A 10,378-nucleotide genomic window follows, 5' to 3' on the forward strand; every position below is an offset into this window, starting at 1 on the left:
GAACTAGGGAAGTATTCGGAGGTCTGTACCAGATTGTGTCTCGATGCGGTAGTCTCTACTTGCGTCGCCTAAATTGGTTTAGGCAAGCTCCGTCCCTTTTAGGGCGGGGTTAGTGACAGAATACCTTAAGTAATCAGTGATCACTGATTACTCAAATCTGAATAACTGGTAACTGATCACTGAAATTACTCGTCTTCGGCGAAAATAAAGCGAGTTAGTTCACTAGGATCGGGTTCGGGGCTAGATTCGGCAAATTTAACCGCGGCTTCGATTTCAGCTTGAATTTTCTCCTCGATTTCTTTTAATTCCTCTCTCGTGGCCAGATCTCGCTCGTAGAGATAGGCGGCAAAGCGAGTGATCGGATCTCTTTCGCCCCAGAATTGTTTCTCGTCAGCACTGCGTAACTCGTCGGGATCTGCCAGAGAGTGACCCCGGAAACGATAGGTTAAGGCCTCAATCAAAGTCGGCCCCTCACCGGCGCGGGCGCGGGCTACAGCTTCTCTGGCGGCGGCATGAACGGCGACCACATCCATACCGTCCACTTCCACACCGACCATACTAAAAACACTGGCTTTTTTATAGATTTCCGGTTGAGAAGTGGCTCGATCGTGGGCCATACCGATCGCCCACTTATTATTTTCCACCACATAGATAATCGGCAACTTCCAGAGGGCGGCCATATTCAGACACTCAAAAAACTGGCCATTATTACTCGCCCCATCCCCAAAGAAACAGACCGTTACCTGATCGGCACTGGCATCAGCCATGGCTTCCCGACGGTATTTACTTTGAAAAGCCGCCCCGGTTGCGACGGGAATCCCCTCGGCCACAAAAGCGTAACCCCCTAAAAGCTTATGTTCGGCGGAAAACATATGCATGGAGCCGCCCCGTCCTTTACTACAGCCGGTAGCTTTGCCGAATAACTCCGCCATTACCTCTTGAGCGGGAACTCCGGCACTGAGGGCGTGGACGTGATCGCGATAGGTGCTGGAAACGTAATCTTCTCCCTGACGCAAGGCTTTAATAATACCGCTAGATATCGCTTCTTGACCGTTGTAGAGATGGACAAAACCGAACATTTTGCCTCGATAATACATTTCGGCACATTTATCTTCAAACATCCGCCCCAAAACCATATCCTCGTATAGGCGAAGACCTTCAGCTTTGGTAATAATGATGGAAGCAGGATTAAAGGTTGGTAAAGTACGTTCGGAAATCATAGGGTCTGTAGTATCATTTAGACAACAAAAAGGCAAGGGGAGAGGAAGCGGTAGATTTTTCGAGAATTCTGGCAGTGAATTTTTTGGTCTTAAACCAAGGGGTTCTTAGTATTTTCTCTCTCAAATCTAATCTTAGTCAGTCAGAGATTGGCTAGGATAAGATGGTATCTTGTTATTTTACTCGCTCCGCTCTCACTTACATCATTTAATTCACTAAGGACTCTCCAGAGTTGAGGTACAGCTAACCGTGCGAATTCCTCTTGACTACTACAGGATATTGGGAATCCCCTTTCAGGTGAGTGCCGAGCAGATTGATTTGGCCCACGCCGATCGGGGACGGCAATTGCCACGTCAAGAATACAGTCAAACAGCGATCGTTGCCCGTCAGCACTTGTTAGATCAAGCTTACCAAGTGTTAAGTGATCCAGATCGCCGTCGTGATTATGATGCTCAATTTTTCGACCCCAATCCCTTGCTTCTCAACCCAGAAAGCAGCGCCGAAAACCTCGATTCTCAGGCTGGGGAGGTGGCTGCTGCTTCCTCAGAATATCCCACTCCCCAGATTACCATTGCCCCCGCCGATCTAGTGGGAGCTTTGCTCATCCTGCAAGAGTTGGGAGAGTACGAGTTAGTGATTCGTTTGGCGGAAACTTATCTAGATTTGGAGCCAACTACTCGCCCAGACATGATCTTAACCTTGGCTTTGGCCTACGGGGAATTAAGTCGGGAATATTGGCAGGATAAAAATTATGAACAGGCGGCCAGCACCGCGGCCAAAGCCCTGACTTGGTTGGAACAAGAACAAATGTTCCCGCAAGTGGCCAGCGAGATTCGCCATGATTGTGATCGCTTGCGTCCCTACCGGGTTCTGGAATTGTTATCCCAGGAAAAAAAACCTAGTCTTGCCCGTCAGCGCGGCTTAAATCTCTTGGAGGAGATGTTGGCCGCTCGCGGCGGCATCGATGGCCAGGGCGACGATCGCTCTGGGTTGGGGGTGGATAATTTTTTACGCTTTATTCAACAGTTACGGGTTTATTTAACTCAGGCCGAACAGGAAAAAATCTGGGCAAAAGAGGCACAACGCCCCTCGTCGGTGGGTAATTATCTGTTGGTTTATGCCTTGATTGCCCGCGGTTTCGCCCAAAAACAACCCGCCGCTATCGTTGCGGCCAGCGCTCGCTTGCAGCAATTACAAAAACATCAGGATGTCTCCCTCGAGCGATCGATCTGCGCCCTACTGCTCGGTCAAACCGAACAAGCAAGCACAATTTTAGAAAAAAGTCAAGAGCAAGAAATATTAAATTATATTAAGGAACAATCCGGGCAATCTCCCGATCTCTTACCTGGGTTATGTCGTTACGGTGAGCGTTGGTTACAAACAGAAGTTTTCTGCCATTTTAGTGATTTGGTTGAGCGGAAAGCCTCACTAAAAGAGTATTTTGCCGAGGAAGAGGTACAAAATTATTTAGAAGAATTGTCAGGTTTTCCTGACGAAAAAGTTCCCGTGTCGGTTCAAGAAAAGGTTGGCGAACCTTTAGAATCGGAAGTAACTGTTCTCAAAACCCACACCCCCCCCACCCATTTAAACCCAGTGCCAGGAGCGACACCGATGAGGGAATCTGCTTATTCTTCCCACTCTCGTCCCCAAAAACCGTCTTTAGCTAGAGCTAACGGTGAGCGGACAAGCTCTGCTGTACCTGCCCTGAGAGCCACTGCTCAGGAGGAAACTTTCACCCCCTATACTCAGGGCAGTGTGGTGGTGACAGCAGCCTATCGTCAACCGGCACTTAATCCCCTCCGTCGTCGTCCCCGTCGCTCGCGTACCCCAGCAGCGGGTAACTCCCAGCAGGCAGCCCCAGAAACGGTAAAAACTGCCCTAGTCCCACCGAAACGGAGACGACCGGCCCGCAGAAAACTACGACTCGATCGAGTGGCAATATTGGGGGTAGGATTAGTGGGAACGCTCGCAGTTTTGTCCTTGGGGATAAAGGCAATTGTCGATAGTCAATCTCCTTTGGCAGCCTTGCAAGGGGAACAGTTACCGATTTCTTTAAATACTCCCATACTAGAAATTCCTTCGGCTAATGCGGAAGTGATGGAAGGGATTCCCTTGGACAAGGAAACAGCCAAGGAGACGATTCAAGCTTGGTTAGCAGCAAAATCGGCCGCTTTTGGCAGTGAACACCAAAAAGAGCAATTGAAAGAGGTTTTAACGGGTTCAGCCTTGGAACTTTGGCAAAAACGGGCGGCGGCTTTACAGGGAAATAACTATTGGCGCTACGATCATCAGGTGGATGTGCGATCGGTTACTAATAATGCGAAAAATCCTAATTTAGCGACAGTAGAAGCGATAGTCAACGAAAAGGCCATGTATTTCCATAATGGCAAGGAAATTGTCAAGCGTTCCTATAATCGGCCCGTGAACGTGCGCTATGATTTGGTACGGCAAGGAGATAAATGGTTGATCGAAAACATCGAAGTCTTAAAAACCAAAGTTTTACCCTGATTTTTCCCGATTAAATCCCCAAAAAACTAGGCTTTAGGCTGCCCGCACACCCAAAAAAGGCTGCATGGCAGCCTTTTCAGTGGGAAGTGGGGAAGTGGGGAAGTGGGGAGAAGGGAGAAGAGCCAAAAAAGCTGATAACTGATAACTGATAACTGATAACTGAAGACCGACTCCTGCAAAGGCAAACTTTGTACCTCACCATTAAGATAACTTCTATATCTTTAGACTGATAAATGCTCGATTCTCTTAATATTTTTTAACATAAAATCTGCTCTTTGATTGCTGTCATTGGTTCCCTAGAAGTCAAGCTAATGAGTTATGATCCTAGGTAGGAATACATAGTTCTTAGAGGAAAAAGCGGGGCAATCTCAATGTTTTGCCCACCCACAAGACCATGATTTTGATGTTTTAAAAATCTCGCATAAGTCTTTAAGAACTTTCAAAATCAGCATTCACACAGGAGGGATATTATGACAGGTAAGAGTAAACGCGGTTTTGCCTCTATGGATCAAGCTAAACAAAAGGAAATCGCTAGTAAAGGTGGTAAAGCTGCTCATCAAAAAGGTACAGCCCACGAATTTACCTCCGAAGAAGCTCGCGAAGCGGGACGAAAGGGTGGTGAAGCGGTTAGCCGGGATCGCGCCCACATGGCAGCTATTGGACGAGAAGGGGGGAAAAATTCCCACAAAGGCAGTCGCAAAAACTTAAACTCCGAGGAAAATTACCCAACCAACGAGTCTATAGGTGAAAATTCCTCAGATTTTAGCAACTCGGAGGCGAATAGTTAACTTTTGTTGACTTTTTCTCAGACTGAGAGGGTTTTGGGGTGTTGGGGTTTTAGTTGAATTCCCCATTCCCCCATTTCCCCATTTCATCAATAAATACTTTAAGGTTCGATACTGACAATCCAAGTCCCAACGTAGAGACGGACGGGAATATTGCCAGAGGCAATCACATCACAGGTAAAGTAATAAGTGCCTAATTGAGGATTTCTGACATTAGACATGACGATTTCAACTTTGCTGGTCGGATCGATCGCTTGTTCGGGGACAATTTGAATAACGCGACTATCCTTATCCCAAACCACTTCCTTTAAAGGTAAAGATTTGCCGTTGATGCGTACCTCGATTTTATTGGTGTCAAACTGGCCGTTAAAATAATCGGGATAGGAAATAAAAAAAGCTGAAGCCCCTTGGGAGAGTTTTTTCGGCGGAATATAGAATTTATAACGATCCATTTGCTTGGGACGACCGCCAAATTGCAAGAAATAATCTAAGATATCCTTGCGATCAACGCCACTAAAAATTGTTAGGCCGGGGTTGCCATTGGCTAAAGTTATTTTTGGTAAAATAATTCCCGCACCCACAGCTAAAGATAGAGCAATTAAAGCGGGTGCCTTAGCATATTTAATTACTTTTGTCAAGACTTTTAACATAAATTTTAACCCAAGGTGAGGGAGATGGTGACGGCCGCAAGGAGCCTAATACAGTTCAACTCTAACAAAACTCGATCGTTTCTTACCTAGACCTTTGCCAGTCCGATAAGTGTCTTGGTTAACGCTTCATCGCTCGTGCCATATCCCGTTGATCCTGACGACGTTTCAAATCTTCGCGTTTATCGTGTAATTTCTTGCCTCTACCGAGGCCAATGCTGATTTTTACCCAACTACCTTTAAAATACATCTTCAAAGGCACAAGAGTTAAACCTTTCTGTTCCACTTGACCGATGAGTTTGCTGATTTCCTTTTTGTGCATCAACAATTTTCTCGTCCGGCGCGGATCGTGATTAAAATATTCGCTACTCTGTTCGTAGGGGGAAATATGAACGTTAATTAACACCGCTTCACCATTGCGGACTAAAACGTAACCATCCCGCAGGTTTACCTTACCGGCACGCACGGATTTAACCTCGGTCCCCACCAACTGCACCCCCGCTTCAAAAGTCTCTAAAATCTCGTAGAGATGGCGTGCTTGCCGGTTATCACTGATAATTTTGATTTTGTCGTCTTGATTGGCCATATAGTCAAGTGAAAAGTGAAAAAGCTGTTGAGTGTTGGGGTGTTGGGGTTTTGGGGGTCAGGGTTTTAGGGTTTTAGGGTTTTAGGGTTTTAGGGTGTTGGGGTTTTAGGGTGTTGGGGTTTTAGGGTGTTGGGGTGTTGGGGTTTTAGGGTGTTGGGGTGTTGGGGTTTTAGGGTGTTAGGGTTTTAGGGTGTTGGGGTGTTGGGGTTTTAGGGTGTTGGGGTTTTAGGGTTTTAGGGTGTTAGGGTTTTAGGGTGTTGGGGTTTTAGGGTTTTAGTTGAAATTCCCCATTTCCCCATTTCCCCATTTCCCCATTTCCCCATTTCCCCATTTCCCCATTTCCCCATTTCCCCATTTCTCCATTTCTCCATTTCCCCATCTTACTCGCTCTTTTGCTCTCTCTGGACTGACCCCGGGCTGCTCTTTGGTAATCACCGGCCTTGTCAGGGGGAACCAGAAGGGGGAAAATGAGAGCAGTGTTAAATTTTTATGAAGTTTGGTTCTGTGGACAAAATTCGTACTGTTTCCGATAGTAAGCGTGATTTTTATACTCGCCACACCCGCCCCATCAATTCGGTATATCGGCGCGTGGTTGAGGAATTATTAGTTGAGATGCACCTGCTCTCCGTTAATGTAGATTTCCATTATGATCCAATTTATGCCCTTGGTGTGGTTACTTCTTTCGAGAAGTTCATGGAAGGCTATCGTCCGGGGGAGGATAAACCGAATATTTTTAATGCTTTGTGCCAAGCGGTTAACGGTAATCCCGAAGTCTATCGTCGTGATGCCGAAAATATGATCGCTATTGCCAAAGAAACTAATATTGATTCCTTGCTTTCCCAACTGCAAAACCCTGCTCTAGGTGGTAACAATCAGTTGTCTGATAGTCTAGTTTCGGTGATCAACGCTCCTAAGTTTAAGTATAGTCGCCTGTTTGCCATCGGTCTCTATACCATTTTAGCGGAAGCACAACCAGACATGATCAAGGAAAAAGAAAAACGCGAACCAATTTTGCAAAAGTTCTCAGAAATTCTGCATCTCTCCAGCGAGAAACTGCAAAAAGACCTCGATGTTTATCGCAGTAATCTTGATAAAATGGATCAGCTGCTCAAGGTTATCGAAGATGCCCTAGAAGCAGAAAAGAAAAAACGTCAACAAAAAGAACAGGAAAAACAAACCACCCCGCAATAAAGGCTCTCAACCGGAAATTACCGCGTGCAGACAAGGGAATAGGGAACAGAAAAAGGATTAAATCGGCTCTCTTTCTTTACTGTTCCTTCTGACCTCGTTCTAAAATTAAGATCGGCAACCCTTAATATTTATCTCCCGTGACTAACTCCTCCATCACCGCACCCGTAACCGATATTTTGGCAAAAGCGCGGTCAGGGGCGAATTTATCGGCAAAAGAAGCGATTATCTTGCTAGAAACTACCGATAACCGTTTAATTGCCCGGATTCGGGAAACCGCCGACTTTTTGCGTCGTCAACAGGCAGGAGATACCGTCACCTACGTTATCAATCGCAATATTAATTTTAGTAACATTTGTGAGCAGCATTGCAGTTTTTGTGCATTCAGACGCAATGAAGATGAAGAGGGGGCTTTCTGGCTTAATTTAGAGGAAATTATCGCTAAAGCGGCCGATGCTGTCCGTCGTGGGGCCACAGAAATTTGTATGCAGGGAGGATTAAACCCAAAAGCCAAGATTAAGGGCAATTCCTTAGACTATTACCTCGAAATTGTTAAAAACCTGAAGCAAGCCTTTCCTGACCTGCATTTACACGCTTTTTCGCCCCAAGAAGTCCAATTTATTGCTAGAGAAGACGGTTTAAGTTACGAAAAAGTTATCGCTTCCCTGCAAGAAGCAGGAGTAAATTCTCTCCCGGGGACGGCTGCCGAGGTGTTAGTCGATGAGGTAAGACGGGTAATTTGTCCAGAAAAAATCGATGCTGCCACTTGGTTAGAAATAGTCGGTACTGCTCATCGCTTGGGGTTACATACCACCAGTACCATGCTCTGCGGTCATATTGAAACCCCTAGTCAACAGGTGCAGCACCTTGAAAAAATTAGAAAACAGCAAGAAATCGCCCTAGAAAATAATTATCCGGCTAAAATCACCGAATTTATTTTATTGCCTTTTGTGGGACAATCAGCCCCCAAACCCCTGAGAAATCGAGTCGGACGAGATCAACCAATTTTAGCCGATACATTAAAATTAACGGCAGTGGCGCGGATTTATTTGGGCAATAGCATTAAAAATCATCAACCCAGTTGGGTAAAATTGGGCTTACAGGGGGCAACAGAAGCCTTAAACTGGGGTTGCAACGATCTCGGTGGCACTCTCATGGAAGAACATATTACCACTATGGCCGGGGCCCTGGGCGGCACTTGTTTGACCGTCGAGGAATTAGCAACGGCGATTAAATCCCTCGATCGCCCGGCCCGTCAACGAGATACAATCTATTAGAGCCTGGTGACTAATAACCGTTGAAATGACGCAACATAATCTAGGATTTCTGGGTCTAAAGTTCCCAGTGGTGGTGCATCGGGTTCACCTACTCGCAAAATATCGAGATTAGGATTCAATCGCAACAGAGATATTTTGAGGTTTGGGGATAAGTTTTCATCTAACAAAAACCAGATTCTCATGCGAGGTTTAGTTCTTGCTGTTTCCGTTTTAGTTTTAGTTGTCTTAGGCGTTGAATCAGGGGGGATGGCTCGGTATTTAACCACTGCTGATATTGTTCTTCCTGCCAGTCACGGAGGCGCTGAAGATAAGCATCTATCAGGGTCTTATTTTGATAGTAATAGGTGAGAGTAGCGTAAATTTTCTCTAGGTTTAAGGTGGGTAACTCTTGGAGAATCTGCTGGGAAGTATAACCTTTTAAATGGTAGTTGATGACATCCTCAATCCCAATGCGATGTCCTTTAATGCGGATGTCATCTGGCTCAAAAACTTCAAAGTATTCTTCTAGTTGCATGGTTTTCTTGGAGCAAACTTTCTCTTTTAATTGTAGCACCGCCAAATCGTTATATGTCCCAGGTTACAAGTCTTTACGCGAGAGAAGAGAGCCTCTAATAAATCAAGGGATGTACCTAGTAGGTACGGGCGGCACAAACACAAGGTTTCTCGCTTCCTTAATCCCTCTACGCCACCAATCGCTTCAATATTTTGACATTGGACACTGAAGCCGTCCTTACCGCTACTGTAGTGCAGCCAGAGTTGGTTAATAGTTCGTAAATCTATACAGGGGAAGTTGCCGATAGACACTGAGTCTAGGCGGCCTTTGTTGTCTATTCCTGCTGCTTGACACATGACTTTAACTGTTTCTTGATCCGCCTCCTCCCACTTACCTGCTGCTAGTAAGTCACGAAGTTTAGTGTAGTCGATTCCTTTCTCACTTTCGAGTTCGATTTCTCCTGTTATAACAATTTTTAAAGAAAATTGTAGCTGCTTTATTTGTTCTTGCATCTGAGAAATTATTGCTTCTTTTTCTGTTAGTTTTTTTTGCTGTATTTTAATTCTAGATTGGATACGATCCTTCTCCGTTACACTTGAACAATTTATTAGCTGTTCAGTTAAGCGAGATATTCTTTCTAGTAATTGAGCGTTTTTTAGTCGCTCTTGTTCTAACTGTTGTTCTAACTGCTGAATCTGAGATTTCGGTGCTTGTTCTATTTCCTGCTGTTCTTGATGAAAAGCCGGCTCGATTTCCCCGGCTAATTTTGGCATAATCTTATTTAGTTGTTCGCTAAATTTATGTTTCAGGTCGTTAATGTCAGCATAGATAGTATGAAAATGTCCTAAATTATGGAGTCTTTCCTTGAAATTCAACAAAGTCATAATTTCTGGTCTAATTTGACTCGCATTGATGGGTGCATCTTTGAAATAGGTATAAATCCGTAGATTACCATTTGCTTTAAAGGTTTCCAACGCTTTGGTAAATTCTTCTTCAGTGTATTTACCTACTTTAGTATGAAAGAGACTGACAAAAATATGGCACTGTGTAATCGCTTTATTGTATTCATCTTGTAGGCGCGTTTTTGACATAGCATCGATAAAATCTTCCCAGACAACTAATTCTAAAAATATTCCCTTTTCTATGTATTCTTTGTTTTTACGGTTGATAAATATTTCAAATTGTTCTCTATCATCTTTCAATTCAGATGAGGAGGCGAGAAAGATTTTAATGATTTTAATGATTTTAATGATTTCATTACCCATCGTAGTTTCCCTACTTTGCTTTTACCTTTTCTTTCGCTTTCAGTGCTGTTATTCGGCTCACCAACTCAGCCAATCTCTGATTCAATGGTACAGTCTCAGCACAGCCCAGATATTGAGCGCACCGCAATAACAACCACATCCATCTTAGAAGTGCCACGTTGCTCATCTGTAACTATCTTACTCGCCGTGCTATTGATTGTCGCCATTTTTCTGGAGAAAGCATAGAGGGAAGCGACGTTTACAGTGGGTTTCTATTTTTCCCCCTCTAATATCAGCTAAACTTATCAATAGCATAAGTAACAATATCGTCAAACCCCTTTACAAACCGTTACAAACTCTCTAAGATAGAAACATCATCAATCAATCGTACCTCGATAACTTAATAGGAATCATAAACCAATGACCACCACT

Annotated in this window: 11 protein-coding genes; 4 read left to right on the plus strand and 7 right to left on the minus strand. The window is 44.6% G+C overall.

Annotated features, from left to right (window positions below; translation table 11 throughout):
- Positions 1-185: 185 nt before the first annotated feature.
- Positions 186-1,220, minus strand: a complete 1,035-nt coding sequence (gene pdhA / locus EWV66_RS22115) for a pyruvate dehydrogenase (acetyl-transferring) E1 component subunit alpha (protein WP_002761057.1) — start codon at positions 1,218-1,220, stop codon at positions 186-188.
- Positions 1,221-1,467: 247 nt separating this feature from the next.
- Between pdhA and EWV66_RS22120 the strand changes: the two genes are divergently transcribed.
- Both EWV66_RS22120 and EWV66_RS22125 read left to right on the plus strand, forming a co-directional pair.
- On the plus strand, positions 1,468-3,726 hold the full coding sequence (locus tag EWV66_RS22120; protein WP_287107730.1) for an IMS domain-containing protein: 2,259 nt from the start codon (positions 1,468-1,470) through the stop codon (positions 3,724-3,726).
- Positions 3,727-4,196: 470 nt separating this feature from the next.
- Positions 4,197-4,514: a KGG domain-containing protein gene (locus EWV66_RS22125; protein WP_052276476.1), complete on the plus strand. Its 318-nt coding sequence runs from the start codon at positions 4,197-4,199 to the stop codon at positions 4,512-4,514.
- A gap of 98 nt (positions 4,515-4,612) precedes the next feature.
- On the opposite strand, the gene EWV66_RS22130 is transcribed toward EWV66_RS22125, so the two are convergent.
- The 3 genes from EWV66_RS22130 to EWV66_RS22140 all read right to left on the minus strand — a co-directional run bounded on the left by EWV66_RS22130 (position 4,613) and on the right by EWV66_RS22140 (position 6,179).
- Positions 4,613-5,161, minus strand: a complete 549-nt coding sequence (locus tag EWV66_RS22130) for a DUF2808 domain-containing protein (protein ID WP_052276475.1) — start codon at positions 5,159-5,161, stop codon at positions 4,613-4,615.
- A 118-nt stretch (positions 5,162-5,279) separates the two neighbouring features.
- Complete coding sequence (smpB, locus tag EWV66_RS22135) at positions 5,280-5,744, minus strand: SsrA-binding protein SmpB (protein ID WP_052276474.1); 465 nt, start codon at positions 5,742-5,744, stop codon at positions 5,280-5,282.
- Between the two features lie 273 nt (positions 5,745-6,017).
- On the minus strand, positions 6,018-6,179 hold the full coding sequence (locus EWV66_RS22140) for a hypothetical protein (protein WP_170863941.1): 162 nt from the start codon (positions 6,177-6,179) through the stop codon (positions 6,018-6,020).
- 69 nt (positions 6,180-6,248) lie between these two features.
- Between EWV66_RS22140 and psb29 the strand changes: the two genes are divergently transcribed.
- Complete coding sequence (gene psb29, locus EWV66_RS22145) at positions 6,249-6,935, plus strand: photosystem II biogenesis protein Psp29 (protein WP_174237732.1); 687 nt, start codon at positions 6,249-6,251, stop codon at positions 6,933-6,935.
- Positions 6,936-7,072: 137 nt separating this feature from the next.
- Positions 7,073-8,209: a 7,8-didemethyl-8-hydroxy-5-deazariboflavin synthase subunit CofH gene (cofH, locus tag EWV66_RS22150; RefSeq protein WP_287107731.1), complete on the plus strand. Its 1,137-nt coding sequence runs from the start codon at positions 7,073-7,075 to the stop codon at positions 8,207-8,209.
- On the opposite strand, the gene EWV66_RS22155 is transcribed toward cofH, so the two are convergent.
- Genes EWV66_RS22155 through EWV66_RS22165 form a run of 3 tightly spaced genes read right to left on the minus strand, consistent with a single transcriptional unit; the run spans position 8,206 to position 9,967 of the window.
- Entirely contained in the window at positions 8,206-8,376 is a 171-nt protein-coding gene (locus tag EWV66_RS22155; RefSeq protein WP_158499404.1) for a DUF5615 family PIN-like protein, read from the minus strand. The two genes, cofH and EWV66_RS22155, sit on opposite strands and share 4 nt — an antisense overlap.
- 11 nt (positions 8,377-8,387) lie before the next feature.
- On the minus strand, positions 8,388-8,723 hold the full coding sequence (locus EWV66_RS22160) for a DUF433 domain-containing protein (RefSeq protein WP_052276470.1): 336 nt from the start codon (positions 8,721-8,723) through the stop codon (positions 8,388-8,390).
- Positions 8,724-8,749: 26 nt separating this feature from the next.
- Positions 8,750-9,967, minus strand: a complete 1,218-nt coding sequence (locus EWV66_RS22165; protein WP_052276469.1) for a GUN4 domain-containing protein — start codon at positions 9,965-9,967, stop codon at positions 8,750-8,752.
- Between the last annotated feature and the right edge of the window lie 411 nt (positions 9,968-10,378).

It is taken from the genome of Microcystis sp. M_OC_Ca_00000000_C217Col (assembly GCF_007095585.1).
GTDB classification, from domain to species: domain Bacteria; phylum Cyanobacteriota; class Cyanobacteriia; order Cyanobacteriales; family Microcystaceae; genus Microcystis; species Microcystis panniformis.

What these genes read in the sequence shown, in the direction of transcription:
- pdhA (WP_002761057.1), bottom strand. Translation starts at nt 1,220, where the DNA reads ATGATTTCCGAACGTACTTTACCAACCTTTAATCCTGCTTCCATCATT.
- EWV66_RS22125 (WP_052276476.1), top strand. Translation starts at nt 4,197, where the DNA reads ATGACAGGTAAGAGTAAACGCGGTTTTGCCTCTATGGATCAAGCTAAA.
- EWV66_RS22130 (WP_052276475.1), bottom strand. Translation starts at nt 5,161, where the DNA reads ATGTTAAAAGTCTTGACAAAAGTAATTAAATATGCTAAGGCACCCGCT.
- smpB (WP_052276474.1), bottom strand. Translation starts at nt 5,744, where the DNA reads ATGGCCAATCAAGACGACAAAATCAAAATTATCAGTGATAACCGGCAA.
- EWV66_RS22160 (WP_052276470.1), bottom strand. Translation starts at nt 8,723, where the DNA reads ATGCAACTAGAAGAATACTTTGAAGTTTTTGAGCCAGATGACATCCGC.
- EWV66_RS22165 (WP_052276469.1), bottom strand. Translation starts at nt 9,967, where the DNA reads ATGGGTAATGAAATCATTAAAATCATTAAAATCATTAAAATCTTTCTC.